Origin of the sequence: Sphingobium sp. (assembly GCF_041987595.1) — a bacterium.
In the GTDB taxonomy this organism is placed as follows: Bacteria; Pseudomonadota; Alphaproteobacteria; order Sphingomonadales; family Sphingomonadaceae; genus Sphingobium.
Window position 1 is genome coordinate 12972 of the sequence record NZ_JBHIWJ010000034.1, and the last position, 14164, is coordinate 27135.

Consider the following 14164-nt stretch of genomic DNA (forward strand, 5'->3'; position numbering starts at 1 on the left):
ATGACTTTCCCGTCTCGCAAGAACCTCGTCCGCCTTGGCTCGCTGGCCGTGCTGGCGCTGCCGCTGGCCGCCTGCCAGACCGATCAGGGGGCCAATCGCGGCGTCCAGTCGGTCCACCAGCCGGTCGTCAGCCATACCGCTTTCACCTATGATGTTCAGGGCGGCCCCGACGGCAGCCTGACCGGATCGGAAGCCCGCCGCCTGGACGACTGGTTCGTCTCGATCGGCCTTGGCTATGGCGATCAGGTCGCGATGGCGACCGACGCCGCTTATGTCAGCCCCGCCCTGCGCGAAGGCATCGCCAATGTCGTCGCCCGCCACGGCATGCTGGTGGGTGAGGACAGCTCGGCCGCCGCAGGCGCCGCGCCGCAGGGCAGCGTCCGCCTGATCGTGCGCCGCGCCAGCGCCAGCGTGCCCGGCTGCCCCGACTGGTCGGACAAGCCGGAAACCGACCAGCAACTGGGCGCGTCCACCAATTTCGGCTGCGGCGTCAACGGCAATCTCGCCGCGATGATCGCCAATCCGGAGGATCTGGTCCGCGGCCAGACCACCGACAGCGACCTGCGCACGGCGACCTCGAACCGCGCCATCTCCACCTATCGCGAAAAGGCGCCGACCGGCTCCGGCGACCTCAAGACCTTGTCGGGAGGCAACTAAGATGAACGCACCCTGGAAACCCGGCGCATCCGGCCAGCGCGATCCCTTCCACGCGTTCGTCTGCGACGATCACAGCTTCGACCTGCTGCGCGTGGTCGCCGCCGAAATGGGCTGGGCGCCCGAAAAGGTGAACAAGGGCGGCATGCGCAATGCGGTGCAGAGCCTTTCGATCACCGCCTCGCCCCAGATCCTGTTCATCGACATGTCGGAAAGCGGCGATCCGCTGGGCGACATCAACAGCCTGGCCGAAGTCTGCGAACCCGGCACGGTCGTCATCGCGGCGGGTCAGGTCAACGACGTGCGCCTCTATCGCGACCTGCTGGCCAGCGGCATTCAGGATTATCTGCTGAAGCCCTTCGGCGCCGACCAGCTGCGCGACGCGCTGGCGCAGGCGCAGGCCGTGTTCTTCGCCCCCCGCGACGCCGGGCCGGAACGCCCGCACATGACCACCGCCGTCATCGGCACGCGCGGAGGTGTCGGTGCCTCCAGCATCGCCACCTCGCTCGCCTGGCTGCTGAGCGAAAAGAAGAGCCGGCCGACCGCGCTGCTCGACCTCGACGTCCATTTCGGCACCAATGCGCTGGCAATGGATCTGGAGCCGGGCCGGGGTCTTACCGACGCGATCGAAAATCCCAGCCGCATCGACGGGCTGTTCATCGAACGCGCGATGGTCCGCGCCAGCGACAATCTGGCGATCCTGTCCGCCGAAGCGCCGATCAGCCAGCCGATGCTGACCGACGGCGGCGCCTTTTACCAGCTGCTGGAGGAATTTCGCGCCGCCTTCGAATGCAGCGTCGTCGACCTGCCGCGCGGCATGCTGATCCAGCACCCGCATCTGATGAGCGACGTCACCGTCACCGTGGTCGTTACCGAACTGACGCTGGCGGCGGCGCGGGATTCGATCCGCATCCTTTCATGGCTCAAGACCAACGCGCCGCAGTCGCGGGTGCTGGTCGTCGCCAATCGCGTCCATCCCGGTGCACCGGAGATCAGCCGCAAGGATTTCGAACAGTCGATCGAGCGCAAGGTCGACATCTGCATCCCCTTCGATCTCAAGATCGCGTCGCAGGCGGCAAAGCTGGGCAAGACACTGGCCGAAACCGCCAAGGGCAGCAAGGTCGGCGCGTCCTGTACCGCCCTGCTGGAAGCCTTGCTGGGCGCAGCGGAGGATGGCGAGGCTGAAACCAGCGCACCGTCGAAAAAGGGCGACTCGCTGCTCGGCAAGATCGCCGATCTCAAGGGCATGATCCCGTCGCGCAGGGACAAGAAGACCGCGTGATCTGAGACATAGCGGCAAGGGCAGGAATCGGATTGGAACGGGCAGGCTCATGAACGGCAATATCATCCTGATCGCGGTGCTGCTCGCGGCCATGCTGGGCATGGTCGTCATGGCCTTCGCCGGTCCGTCGCCGGAAAAGGCGCAGAAACGCCGCATCGATCTGATCCGCGGACGGCACAGCGATTCCCAGGATGCGATCCTGGAAGCGCGCATGCGCAAGGCGATCTCCAATCGCCCCGCCACCCCCGAATCCTCCATGCTGGTGTCGCTGGTTCCCAATCCGGAAAATCTGGCCAAGCGCATCCGCATGACGGGCAAGAAATGGACCGTCAGCCAATATATGACCTCCTGCGCGGTCATTTTTCTCGTCCTCTGCGCCCTGCTGATGCTGCGCGGCTTTCCGCCGCTGTTCGCAGTGATGCTGGGCCTCGCCGCTGGCCTTGGCCTGCCGCACATGTGGGTCAGCCGCCTCATCAAGGGACGCGTTCAGAAATTCACCGCGAAATTCCCCGACGCTCTTGAACTGCTGACCCGCGGTCTGCGTTCGGGCCTGCCCATCGCGGAAACGCTGAACGTGGTGTCGAGCGAAGTCCCCGGCCCGGTGGGCGAGGAATTCAGGATGATCACGGAGCGGATCAAGATCGGCAAGACCATGGATCAGGCGCTTCAGGAAACCGCCGACCGCCTCGGCACGCCCGAATTCCAGTTCTTCGTGATCAGCCTGGCGATTCAGCGGGAAACCGGCGGCAACCTCGCCGAAACCCTGTCCAACCTCGCCACCGTGCTCCGCCAGCGGTCGCAGATGAAGCTCAAGATCCGCGCCATGTCCTCGGAATCCAAGGCGTCCGCCTACATCATCGGCGTGCTGCCCTTCCTCGTCTTCGGGCTGATCTGCTATATCAACTATAATTATATGTCGCCCTTCTTCACGCCCGATCCGGCGGGGATATTCGGGCTGTCGACGATGCAGGTCATCGGCATCGGCGGCATGTGCTGGATGGCCATCGGCGCCTTCATCATGGCCCAGATGATCAATTTCGAGATCTGACAAGGAACCGATCGAGATGGAACCCACGCCCGTCGCCGCCGGCACCCTGTTCGGTCTGACCGCCACCGATTTCGGCACGCTGCTGGCCGCTCTGGCGACGCTGGCGATGCTGTTCGCGCTCTATGCGGTGATGACCGTGCGCGACCCGATGGCGAAGCGGGTCAAGGCGCTGAACGAACGGCGCGAGCAGCTCAAGGCCGGCATCACCGCCTCCACCAGCCGGCGCCGCGCCAAGTTGGTGCAGAAGAATCAGGCGACCGACCGGATGCGCTCCTTCCTGTCCAGCCTGAAAGTGCTTCAGGACGACCAGCTCAAGGACGCGCAGATCAAGCTGGCACAGGCGGGCATCCGGTCGAAGGACTGGGCCGTCGCCGTGATCTTCGGCCGCATGATCCTGCCGATCGTGATTGGCGGCACGGCGGCTCTCCTGCTCTACGCCGTCGGGATCTTTCCCGAATGGGGCGGCGCGAAGCGCTTCATGGCCTTTGCCGGGGCGCTGCTGCTGTCTTACAAGGCGCCCGACATCTTCATCGACAACAAGATCCAGAAGCGCTCCGCCGCGATCCGCAAGGGGCTTCCCGACGCGCTCGACCTGCTGGTGATCTGCGCGGAGGCGGGCCTGACCGTCGACGCCGCCTTCAGCCGCGTGGCCCGCGAACTGGGCAAGGCCTATCCGGAGCTGGGCGACGAATTTCACCTGACCGCCATTGAACTGAGCTTCCTCACCGAACGGCGCATGGCGTTCGAGAATCTTGCCAGTCGCGTGAAGCTGGACGCGGTGAAGGGCGTGGTGACGACCATGATCCAGACGGAGAAATACGGCACGCCGCTGGCGTCCGCGCTACGGGTACTGTCGGCCGAATTCCGCCACGAACGCATGATGCGGGCAGAGGAAAAGGCCGCCCGCCTGCCCGCGATCATGACGGTGCCTCTGATTCTCTTCATCCTGCCGACCCTGTTCGTCGTCATTCTGGGTCCGGCCGCCTGCTCGATCAGCCAAGCCTTCTAAATTTTGGAGCGGCGAAGGGCCGCTGCCGTAGCGTCCCTTCGAAATCCGCGCGAAACCGTCGATTTTCCCGCTTGGCGGCGCGCTCGAACCTGCTCTATCCCAGCCGCCAGGACATATGATGGAGAGGTTGATGCCCCTGTTTGCCCGTTACGCGATCCGCGCCGCGCTGATCGCGCTGCCTCTGGCCGCCGCCCTTCCGGCTCAGGCCGCGCAGCCCATTACGGGCCGCTGGGCCACGGTCGACGGCAAGGCCATCGTCCAGATCGCGCCCTGCGGCAAGACGCTTTGCGGGCGCATCGAAAAGGTCGTGAAGCCGACCCCCGGCCGCCCCCAGACCGACATCAACAACCCGAATCCGGCGCTGCGGTCAAAACCGCTGACCGGCCTTGCCCTGTTGAGCGGCTTCGAGGATGCGGGCGATCTCTGGAAGGGCACGATCTACGACCCGGAGAGCGGCAAGAACTACAACAGCAAGGTCAGCCGCAACAGCGACGGCACGCTGAAGGTTCAGGGCTGCATCATGTTTTTCTGCAAGACCCAGACCTGGACGCCGATGCGCTGAACCGGCCGGGATGCGTGGATTCAACACGCCGTCCTCAAACCCGTCACCCCAGCGAAGGTCGTTGGCAGGCATGTGACTCCCGGCGGGGCGGGGTCTCAAGCCAGATTGGGCGCACCGTCCTGAGATTCCGGCCTTCGCTGGAATGACGGAATATGACCAAAGCCCGCCGTCTTATTCCCCCAAAATCACATCCACGCCGGCGCGTGCGTGGATGCTGGTGCCGTCATAGATCGGCAACACATTGGCCTTCACGTCGACGATCATTTCCAGTTCGGTGCAGGCCAGTATCGCGGCCTGCACATTTTCCTTGGCGATGTCGGTCAGTTCCGATTTCATGTAGCGTTCCGACTCCCGGCTGACCTTGCCGATGGTCAGCTCGTCGTAAACGATCCGGTCGATCCGCTCCGCCAGCTCCATGTCCGGCGGCAGCAGCGAAATGCCGTGCGCCACCAGCCGCTGGCGATAGAATTTCTCCGTCATCACGTTGCGGGTGCCGATCAGCGCAGCCTTTTCGATGCCGTCGGCCTGCATCTTGCGCCCGACCGCCTCGGCGATGTTGATGATCGGAATGTCGACCCCGGCCTGCACCTCGTCATAGACGCGATGCATGCTGTTGGCGCAGATCAGCAGCGCCGCGGCGCCGCACTGCTCCAGCCGCCGCGCCGACGCGGTCAGAACCTGCGCGGCATGCGTCCATTCTTCCTCCGTCGTGGAGCGCCCGATATCGGCGAAGTCCAGGCTTTCGATCAGCAGCGGCGCACTGTGCTGGCCACCACGCGCGCGATATACGGCCTGGTTGATGATCTGATAATAGCGCGCCGTCGACGTCCAGCTAAGACCGCCTATCAGACCCAGTTTCTTCATCTATCCGCTTACCCCAATGCGCCCAGCAGGGCTCTTCCTGCAAATCGTTAGGGATGGCGGCCTGCATCGGCAAGCCCCTTCCTGCCCGCCCCACCGCAAAGGCGCAGCGCAAAAAGGCTGGCCGCCGCACCCGCCAGCCCCCCGGCAACAGCCAGACCCATGTTTTCCAGCAGAAAACCGCAGGCCGCGACAGCCCACCCGGCCATCCCGCCCGCCAGCGCCAGAGCCGGTCCAGTTCCAGCCTTCAGCGCCGCTTTCACAAGCCCATGACCGGCGATCAGCCCGACTCCGATGCCGCCGCCCATCAAGCCCAGTTGCGGATCATGCGCAAAGGCGCGGACCGCGCCGCCCGCCAGCATCGCCAACCCGCAGCCGAACAGCAGCGGCCCGATCCATGTCCCCCTGCGCCGCAGGATCGTGATCGCCCCGGCGCAGGCCATCGCACCGAAACCGGCGCCCAGCCCCATCGCCGCGACCGCACCCGGCGCCATGCCGTCCGTCGCATCGTCCAGCAGCCCGAAAGCGTGCGGATTGCGCCAGGCCGCCACGGCCACCAACACTGCCGCCAATCCCGCCTGCCCCGCAAAAACCCCAAGCCATGCGGGCAAGGCAGCCTTCGGCACGCCCCGCCCGATCAGCAGCCCCAGCGCGCCGCCGGCCAACAGTGCGGCGCACATCCGCGGCATGGCCATCACGTCATGGCTGTAGAGGGTCACCGCCCCCAGCACCGCCACGCCTGCAAAACCGATATGCGCGCCGCGCCGCAACTGCCCCGCGGCGGCCAGCCATAGCGACAGGCCAAAGAGCAGCGCCGCCAGCGACCAGCCGAACAGGATCGCCTGATTGAACCCTTCGGTCACGGCCGATCCAGCCGCCGCGCCGCGGCCAGCCCGCCGCAGAGCGCCGCGCTGCCCAACAGCACCGCCAGCAGCCCCAGGTTGCGGGCCGCCGCGCTCCCGGCCTCCGCCGCGACGATCAGCCCGCCGACCACTATGGCCGCGCATATGATCTGAACCAGCGCCACCAGCGCCCAGCCTTCATCCGGCCGCGCGCGCCAACCCGCGATCAGCCCCATCGCGCAGGCCGCCAAAAAGGAAATGAGGAGGAACAGGGTCATCTGTTCCTCCTCATTGCATTGTTTGCGCGCCGGTCAAGTCCCGCCCGGCGAGGAGGCCCGACCGCTCGTCAGAGCAGACGCTCGTTCACGATCTTTCCGCCCTGGGTGATGCGGATGGCGTTGCCGATCTCCTCATCCAGCACCGGCGCATTCTGGTCCTTGTTCCAGAAGGCGGAGAGGAAATTATAGAGGTTGCGCGCGAACAGCGCCGAAGCGTCCGCCGCCAGACGCGACGGCACATTCTTGTGCCCGACGATCTTGACCCCATGGCGCTCGACCACTTCGCCCAGCACCGCGCCCTCGACGTTGCCGCCCTGCTCGACGGCCAGATCGACGATCACGCTGCCCGGCCGCATCGATGCGATCTGCGCGTCCGAAATCAGGCGCGGCGCCGGCTTGCCCGGAATCAGCGCGGTGGTGATGACGATATCCTGCTTGGCGATATGGCCGGACACCAGTTCGGCCTGCGCCTTTTGATAATCCTCGGACATTTCGGTGGCATAGCCGCCCTTGCCCTCGCCCTCGATCCCCGCAACGCTCTCGACGAAGATCGCCTTGGCGCCGAGGCTCTCGATCTGCTCCCGGGTGGCCGAGCGGACGTCGGTGGCCGATACCTGCGCGCCCAGACGCTTGGCGGTGGCGATGGCCTGAAGCCCCGCAACGCCCACGCCCATGATGAAGGCCTTGGCCGGGGACACGGTGCCCGCAGCGGTCATCATCATCGGCAGCGACCGGCCATATTCCGCCGCCGCGTCCAGCACGGCCTTGTAGCCGGACAGGTTCGACTGGGACGAAAGAATATCCATCGACTGGGCGCGGGTGATGCGCGGCATGAACTCCATCGCCAGCGCCTCATAGCCCGCCGCTGCATAGGCATCGACGCGCGCCCGCTCGACAAAGGGATTGAGGCCCGCGACGATCCAGGCGCCGGGCTTCGCGCCCGAAATGCTGGCTACGTCCGGACCCTGAACGCCCAATATGATGTCCGCGCCCGCCACGGTCGCGGCGCGATCGGCCACGGTCGCACCCATGGCGGCGTAATCGGCATCGGCGATGGCGGCGGTCAGGCCCGCGCCCGATTCCACCGCGACATCGGCGCCCAGCGCCTTGAACTTCTTGACGGTTTCCGGCGTGCCGGAAACGCGGCGCTCACCTTCGGCAAGCTCCTTCACTATGGCAATTTTCATGAATTTCCCCCTGTCGCCGCCAGCCTCGCGAAGCGCGAGGCTTCAGCTGGCGATCAGCACCACAACCAGAGCACCGACGAGGGCGCAGGCAACAGTGCCCCATTTCATCAGGGACACGAACCCCTCATAAGTCTGGGTTGCGCTCTTCATATTCCCTTCCGACGCCATGCTCGGTCCCTCTCGCCTGTTTTGACGGCCTCCTCTTATCGTCAAGGCCGCCCCCCCTCAAGGCTTCACCGAACAAGAAAATCTTTCCGGTTAAGCCCGTCTTTACCCCCTCGCTCTACCTTCGCATCGTGGTTCAGAAAGAGGGTTAAGATGGCGCGCGACGGCGTTCCCATGCTGATGTTGATCGACGACGAGCCGGCCCAGCGCCGTCTGGTGTCCGCGCTCGCCGCCCGCGCAGGGTGGCGCACGATCTTCGCCAATGACGGCGATACCGCCATTGCGATGCTGGGCACGCAGGACGGGATGCGGCTGGACGCGGTCATCCTCGATCAATGGAGTCCCAGCTATGAGCCGACCGGGCTGGTCCGCGAGCTGCGGGCGCGCCGTCCGGCGCTGCCGATCCTGATTCTGACCGCGCACAACAATGTCGCCGTCGCGGTCGAGGCGATGCGCGCAGGCGCCACCGACTATCTGTCGAAACCGATCGCGCCCGAACGGCTGCTGGCCGCGCTCAACGCCACGCTGAACGGCGACCATGGCAAGGGCGAGCTGCGCCCGCTGACGGAAAAGATTCCCGCCTCTCTCTCCTTCGAGGATGTGGTGGGCGCCGCGCCGCAATTCCGCGCCGCGCTCGCGATCGCGGCCAAGGCCGCCCGCGCCCGCGTTCCCGTGCTGATCGAGGGCGAAAGCGGCGTCGGCAAGGATGTGCTGGCCCGCGCCATCCATGCCGCCTCCCCCCGGCACAGGCAGGCGATGATCACGGTCAATTGCGGCGCCATTCCCGCCAATCTGGTCGAATCGGACCTGTTCGGTCATGAACGCGGGGCCTTTACCGGCGCCTTCGACCGGCAGGTCGGCAAATTCGTCGCCGCCGACATGGGCACCATCTTCCTCGACGAAGTCAGCGAAATGCCGCTCGACGCGCAGGTAAAGCTGTTGCGCGTGCTTCAGGATGGAGAGGTTCAACCCATCGGCGCCCGCCGCCCCACCCATGTCGACGTCCGCGTCATCGCCGCCACCAACAAACGCCTGCATGAAGAAATAGAGGCGGGCCGTTTCCGCGAGGATCTCTATTACCGCCTCAACGTGGTGCAGCTTACCATTCCCCCGCTACGCGAACGGCTGGGCGACGTCCCTGCGCTGTGCCGCCATCTGCTCGCGCGCATCGCGACCCAGCCGGGGCTCAGGGGCCTCGGCCTCACCGACGATGCGCTGGCGCTGCTGATGCAACATGACTGGCCGGGCAATGTCCGCCAGCTTCAGAACGCCCTGTTCCGCGCCGCCGTGCTTTGCGAGGGCGACGCGCTGACCGCGCAGGATTTCCCGCAGATCGCGGCCGTCATCCGCAACCGCGCCCATGGCGATGCACCTCATGCGCGCCTGCGCGCCGTGCCGCAAACGCATCGCGAGGCCGCGGGCATCACCCTGTTCGAAGGCGACGGCCATGTCCGCCAGCTCGCCGAGATCGAGGCCGACGTCATCCGCCTCGCCATCGGCCATTATCGCGGCCGCATGACCGAAGTGGCCCGGCGGCTGGGCATTGGCCGCTCGACCCTTTACCGGAAGCTTGCCGAACTGGGCATCGACAGCGCAGCTTAAGGGTCGGGACGCGCTTGCCGGTGCATGTACGGCACCGACAGGCGCTCTTCCACGCATTTCCAGAAGAGCTGATGGCTGCGCCGTTGAAATATCGGAGCGCCTATGCTTTGGAAAGCGCATGAAAACCGCTTCCCTTGCCATCGCCATTCCCCTCCTGTTGCTGGTCGCCTGCGGCCGGGCCGAGCCGGTGGAGGATCTGCCCAGCCAGGAAGAGCTGGCCGCCGCCGCCAATGCCGCCGCGGCCAAGGCCATGGCGGCGGCCAAGGCCGACACCCCGGCGTCCCGCAATTATGTTAACGTCGAACGCGGCTATTCCTTCACCTTCCCTGAAGGCTGGGAAAAGGACGGATCGGCCGGCAACGCCGACGGGGCCGTCTATCGGGATCCCGGCGCCGGGGCGGATGTCCGCGTCTTCTGGCAGAAGAATGAGGGCGACCAGACGCTGCAGCAGCTGGTCAAGACGGTCAATGAAGGCTCCGAAGGCGTCAGCGGCGACTTTATCGGCGACAATGAATATCGCGGCACCGCCAATGACGGCGAAGGCAATAATGTCGCGCTGCGCCTCATCAAACAGGCGGACGGAACGCTGGTCAGCGCCACCTTCGTCTATCCCGAAATGCTCAGCGAACAATATCAGGCGATGGCGGAAAAGGCGCTCGACAGTCTGAAGATCTTTGCACCCAAGGCGCAGACGCCAGAGGGCGGCGCCGCCCCCGCTGCCGCCGATAACAGCGCCGCGCCCTGATGCCGTCCGAAATCGCCCCCGGCGCTGCGGGGACGAATATGGCATCGCCGTCACCGCGCAGGACCGGTCCGACCTGTCGGGCATAGCGGGCTTCTGCCGGAACGGCGCGGGCGACTTCCGGAACGCCGGTCAGGATAGGCGGGTAATCGGCACCATCGGACTGCGCGACAGGGGCGCGGGATTGCCGCGGGCAAAAAATCAGACAGCGCTCAACCCGGCGTCCGCCAGCCCGCGCCACAGGTGCAGCGCCTGCACGCTTTCCTTGACGTCATGCACGCGCACCATCTGCGCGCCCAGTTCCGCCGCCCGGAACGCCAGCGCGACCGATCCGCCCAATCGCTCCGGCGCAGGCGCCTCGTTCGACAGCGCGCCGATCAGCCGCTTCCGGCTGCCTGCGAACAGCAAGGGCACGCCCAGCCCCTGAAATGCCGCCAGCCCGTTCACCAGCGCCAGATTATCGCTGAGCGACTTGCCGAAACCCAGCCCCGGATCGACCATGATCTTCTCACGCGCAATCCCCGCCGCAAGGCAGGCCTCGACCCGCGCGTCCAGCATGTCGAACACATCGGCCACGACATCGCGGTAACCGGCAGGATTATCGTGCGGATCATCCCCGGCCGAGGGCGCGTGCATCAGGATCACCGGGCATCCCGCCTTAACCACCACCTCCATCGCGCGCGGATCGTGCAACAGCGCGCTCACATCGTTGACCACGCCCGCGCCCGCCGCCAGCGCCGCCTCCATCACCCCTGCCTTGCGCGTGTCGATCGACATGGGCACGCCCGCCGCAGCCAGCTTCTCGATCACCGGCACGACGCGGGCGATCTCATCGCCTTCCCACAAGCGCGGCGCCCTGGGCCGGGTCGATTCCCCGCCGACATCGATCAGCGCCGCCCCTGCCGCCGCCATGGCGAAGCCCGCATCGGCCGCCGCCTGCGGATCGTCCATATGCTTGCCGCCGTCGGAAAAACTGTCGGGCGTGATGTTGAGGATCGCCATCACCTGCGGCGCGTCGAAACGGATGGTCCGATCGCCCAGCACCAGAGGTCGCCGTAGCGCCGAGATATTCGCCGCCAGCAGCTGCGCCCGTTCCGCCAGCGCATCGGGCAGCCGCGCCACGGCGTCGGCAAATTCCTCGACCGGGATGGTCGCCCGCGCCAGCCGATCCCCGCCCCTGCGCGCCGTCAGCTCGTAGGCCTGAAACCACAGCAGCCCGTTGCCCATCCGTGCCGCCGACCCATCCGGCAGCCCGACGGGCGATGGCGCGAACCATGTGGGACGGAGGTAAAGCCGCGCATCGGCGGGAAGGGGGGGAAGTGTCATGACGCCCCTGTAATCCGCTGGAGCCGGGCCTGTCGACCCGGCAGCCGAACGGAGCCGAACGTCAAGGCTCGTTCGCCAGCAGATAGGTCTGGCGCAGCGTATCGATCGGCTTCAGCGCGCCATCGGTCTCATGATGCCAGAAGGTCCAGCCATTGCAGCTCGGCGCGCCCTGAAGCGTCGCCCCCATCTTGTGGATCGACCCGCTGTCCGTGCCGACGCTGAGCGAGCCGTCAGCCCGCACCACTGCCCGCCAGCGCCGCCTGGCGTCGGTCAGCACCGCGCCCGGCTGCAGATAGCCCGTCTCGACCAGCGTACCGAAGGCAACCTTGGGCTGCTGCCGCGCCGTCTGCATGATGGTGAGCGCGCTTTCATCCAGCGGCAGCGCCGCCTCGATCCGCTCCAGCGCCACCTCGATATAGTCGTCCTCGCGCTCGATGCCGATCCATTGGCGGCCCAGCCGCTTCGCCACCGCGCCGGTCGTGCCGGTGCCGAAAAAGGGATCGAGCACGACGTCGCCCGGCTTGGTGCAGGCCAGCATCACGCGATACAGCAGCGCTTCCGGCTTCTGCGTCGGGTGCGCCTTGGTGCCGTTGCGCTTCAGACGTTCCTGCCCGCCGCAGATCGGCAACACCCAGTCGGAGCGCATCTGCAACTCGTCGTTCAGCGTCTTCATCGCCTTGTAGTTGAACGTATATTTGGCGTCCTCGCCCTGGCTCGCCCAGATCAGCGTCTCATGCGCGTTGGTGAAACGCGTGCCCTTGAAATTGGGCATGGGATTGGACTTGCGCCAGATGATGTCGTTGAGGATCCAGAAACCTTCATCCTGCAAGGCGGTGCCGACGCGGAAGATATTGTGATAGCTGCCGATCACCCAGATCGAGCCGTTGGGCTTCAGGATGCGGCGCGCCTCGCGCAGCCACGCCTTGGTGAAACGGTCATAGGAGCCAAGCGTATCGAACTTGTCCCAGTCATTGTCGACCGCATCGACGCGGCTGCCCTCCGGCCGGAACAGGTCGCCGCCCAGCTGAAGATTATAGGGCGGATCGGCGAAGATCATGTCGATGCAGGCGTCGGGCAGCTTCGCCATCTCTGAAATGCAGTCGCCACGCAGCAGGCGGTTGGCCTCGATCTCGACCGGCGCAATCGCCTTTTTCCGCCGCGGCGCGACGCGTTCCATGACACCCATTATGTGACCCCCGTTCGGTTCTGAGGCCCAGCGATGAGTCCTGCGGAGTCCGCCGTCAAGATCAGCGACTTAGGGTTCATGCCTCACACAAGGGTTAACGCGCACCGGAACGAACCGGGTAGCCACGACATATTGAGTCTCACACGACTCGGCAGACTCAATATCGGGTAGTGTGACTCAAAAGACTCAGCGGAAAAGCCCCGAAAAGTTTTTTTGGTTAACGCGCCGTCGGAGGGCAAAAAGGGGGCGCAGCTTGACCAATTCATAACCTGATGATTATGAAAACGGAATGACAGAGAATATATTGAGGGGCGATCGCTCGGCCGCCTGCGACGAACTTTTCAAGGCGCTGGCCGATGGCACGAGGCGGGCCCTGCTCGAATATCTGGTGCGCGAAGGTGAACAGAGCGTCCATGCCCTCACCGCCATCTCCGGCGTATCCCAACCCATGGTGTCCCGCCACCTCGGCAAGCTGAAGCGCGCCAACCTCGTGACGGCCCGCCGGGCAGGCCGCGAAACCTGGTACACCGCCCGCGCCAAAGGGCTTGCTCCGGTGGTTCAGTGGATGGCGGTGTATGGCGCCCTCTGGTCGCAGCGCTTCACGGCGTTGGAGGAACTCGACGGTTACTGAGCGAGAATCCGCTCGATCAACACGACATCGTCCGGCTTGTCCGCATCGATGCAGGCCTCCGCCTGATCCATCGCGACCAGCCGGGCCGAGAGGCCAAAGCGCCGCCCCACCCGCGCGATTCCGCCGCGCAGCGTCGAAATCCGCAGCAAAGCCCCCAGCAACGCCAGAGGCCCGAAGGCGGAGAGGATCTTCCACCCCTTTTTCCGGTCCTGCTCGACCTCCTGCCACAAGGCGATCACCGGCCGCGCCCTGTCGCTGCCGAACCAGAAGATGTTCGCCCCCGACCACCAGCCGTCGCGGAATTTGAGCCATGTGCGCCGCGATGCCGGATAATGCGCCAGCAGGGTCGCCCGCTCGACCATCGCGACCGCGACGTCCGCACCGGAAGCCTGCGCCACCATCTGGTCCAGCATCGCCCCGTCCAGCAGAACATGATCCGCCGTCGTCATCATCATCGGAAAGGGAAAATCCCCCCGATCCAGAAAATCGACCAGCGAAGAGGCAATCCCGCCTCCGCTCCGTTCGAACCGCACTTTGGGATGCTCTGCCAGCCAGGCCGTCGCAGGATCGGCGGCAAACAGTTCCGGCGCCTGGCTGAGCACGACCAGCCGCCCGATCGCGGGATGCGCCAGCAGGGCCCGCGCCGGATAGTTGATCATCGGCTGCCCCGCCACCGGCACCAGCGGCTTCACCGACACGCCCGCCGCCACCGCGAGCGGATCGGCACCCGGACGCGAGCCTGCAAGCAGAATGGCGGTGATGTCGGAAGCCGGTTCGGTCATCCGCGCC

The 14164-nt window shown here is 65.8% G+C and carries 16 protein-coding genes; 8 read left to right on the plus strand and 8 right to left on the minus strand.

Annotation, left to right across the window (positions count from 1 at the left end; translation table 11 throughout):
* The 5 genes from ACFC3J_RS10820 to ACFC3J_RS10840 all read left to right on the plus strand — a co-directional run bounded on the left by ACFC3J_RS10820 (nt 1) and on the right by ACFC3J_RS10840 (nt 4555).
* Nucleotides 1-657 carry a CpaD family pilus assembly protein gene (locus ACFC3J_RS10820; RefSeq protein ID WP_375196176.1) on the plus strand — a complete coding sequence of 219 codons (657 nt, stop codon included), beginning with the start codon at nt 1-3 and terminating at the stop codon, nt 655-657.
* Nucleotide 658: 1 nt separating this feature from the next.
* Nucleotides 659-1936 (plus strand): pilus assembly protein CpaE, encoded by a 1278-nt coding sequence (locus tag ACFC3J_RS10825; RefSeq protein ID WP_375196177.1) that lies wholly within the window; start codon nt 659-661, stop codon nt 1934-1936.
* 49 nt (nt 1937-1985) lie between these two features.
* Nucleotides 1986-2984: a type II secretion system F family protein gene (locus ACFC3J_RS10830; RefSeq protein ID WP_375196178.1), complete on the plus strand. Its 999-nt coding sequence runs from the start codon at nt 1986-1988 to the stop codon at nt 2982-2984.
* A 16-nt stretch (nt 2985-3000) separates the two neighbouring features.
* Nucleotides 3001-3993 carry a type II secretion system F family protein gene (locus ACFC3J_RS10835; RefSeq protein WP_375196179.1) on the plus strand — a complete coding sequence of 331 codons (993 nt, stop codon included), beginning with the start codon at nt 3001-3003 and terminating at the stop codon, nt 3991-3993.
* 130 nt (nt 3994-4123) lie between these two features.
* Complete coding sequence (locus ACFC3J_RS10840; RefSeq protein WP_375196180.1) at nt 4124-4555, plus strand: DUF2147 domain-containing protein; 432 nt, start codon at nt 4124-4126, stop codon at nt 4553-4555.
* 171 nt (nt 4556-4726) lie between these two features.
* Here the strand turns inward: ACFC3J_RS10840 and ACFC3J_RS10845 are convergent, their stop codons facing one another.
* The 5 genes from ACFC3J_RS10845 to ACFC3J_RS10865 form a co-directional block, all read right to left on the minus strand.
* Complete coding sequence (locus ACFC3J_RS10845) at nt 4727-5419, minus strand: aspartate/glutamate racemase family protein (RefSeq protein WP_375196181.1); 693 nt, start codon at nt 5417-5419, stop codon at nt 4727-4729.
* 47 nt (nt 5420-5466) lie between these two features.
* Nucleotides 5467-6279, minus strand: coding sequence for an NAD(P)(+) transhydrogenase (Re/Si-specific) subunit beta (locus tag ACFC3J_RS10850; protein ID WP_375196182.1), 813 nt, complete (start codon nt 6277-6279; stop codon nt 5467-5469).
* Nucleotides 6276-6536 (minus strand): proton-translocating transhydrogenase family protein, encoded by a 261-nt coding sequence (locus tag ACFC3J_RS10855; protein WP_375196183.1) that lies wholly within the window; start codon nt 6534-6536, stop codon nt 6276-6278. Before ACFC3J_RS10855 ends, ACFC3J_RS10850 begins: the two co-directional genes overlap by 4 nt.
* Before the next feature lie 68 nt (nt 6537-6604).
* Nucleotides 6605-7723 (minus strand): NAD(P) transhydrogenase subunit alpha, encoded by a 1119-nt coding sequence (locus ACFC3J_RS10860; protein WP_375196184.1) that lies wholly within the window; start codon nt 7721-7723, stop codon nt 6605-6607.
* A gap of 42 nt (nt 7724-7765) precedes the next feature.
* Nucleotides 7766-7873 (minus strand): aa3-type cytochrome c oxidase subunit IV, encoded by a 108-nt coding sequence (locus ACFC3J_RS10865; protein WP_375196185.1) that lies wholly within the window; start codon nt 7871-7873, stop codon nt 7766-7768.
* Between the two features lie 168 nt (nt 7874-8041).
* On the opposite strand from ACFC3J_RS10865, the gene ACFC3J_RS10870 reads away from it, so the two are divergent.
* Complete coding sequence (locus tag ACFC3J_RS10870) at nt 8042-9490, plus strand: sigma-54-dependent transcriptional regulator (protein ID WP_375196186.1); 1449 nt, start codon at nt 8042-8044, stop codon at nt 9488-9490.
* Between the two features lie 118 nt (nt 9491-9608).
* On the plus strand, nt 9609-10235 hold the full coding sequence (locus tag ACFC3J_RS10875) for a hypothetical protein (RefSeq protein ID WP_375196187.1): 627 nt from the start codon (nt 9609-9611) through the stop codon (nt 10233-10235).
* A 198-nt stretch (nt 10236-10433) separates the two neighbouring features.
* On the opposite strand, the gene folP is transcribed toward ACFC3J_RS10875, so the two are convergent.
* Both folP and ACFC3J_RS10885 read right to left on the minus strand, forming a co-directional pair.
* The gene (gene folP / locus ACFC3J_RS10880; protein ID WP_375196188.1) at nt 10434-11558 is read right to left on the minus strand and encodes a dihydropteroate synthase; all 1125 of its coding nucleotides are present in this window, start codon (nt 11556-11558) and stop codon (nt 10434-10436) included.
* A 61-nt stretch (nt 11559-11619) separates the two neighbouring features.
* Complete coding sequence (locus tag ACFC3J_RS10885; protein WP_375196189.1) at nt 11620-12744, minus strand: site-specific DNA-methyltransferase; 1125 nt, start codon at nt 12742-12744, stop codon at nt 11620-11622.
* Between the two features lie 289 nt (nt 12745-13033).
* Here ACFC3J_RS10885 and ACFC3J_RS10890 point away from each other — a divergent pair, with 289 nt between their 5' ends.
* On the plus strand, nt 13034-13375 hold the full coding sequence (locus tag ACFC3J_RS10890) for an ArsR/SmtB family transcription factor (protein ID WP_375196190.1): 342 nt from the start codon (nt 13034-13036) through the stop codon (nt 13373-13375).
* Here ACFC3J_RS10890 and ACFC3J_RS10895 read toward each other — a convergent pair.
* On the minus strand, nt 13369-14157 hold the full coding sequence (locus tag ACFC3J_RS10895; protein WP_375196191.1) for a nucleotidyltransferase family protein: 789 nt from the start codon (nt 14155-14157) through the stop codon (nt 13369-13371). The genes ACFC3J_RS10890 and ACFC3J_RS10895 overlap by 7 nt on opposite strands.
* Nucleotides 14158-14164: the final 7 nt, after the last annotated feature.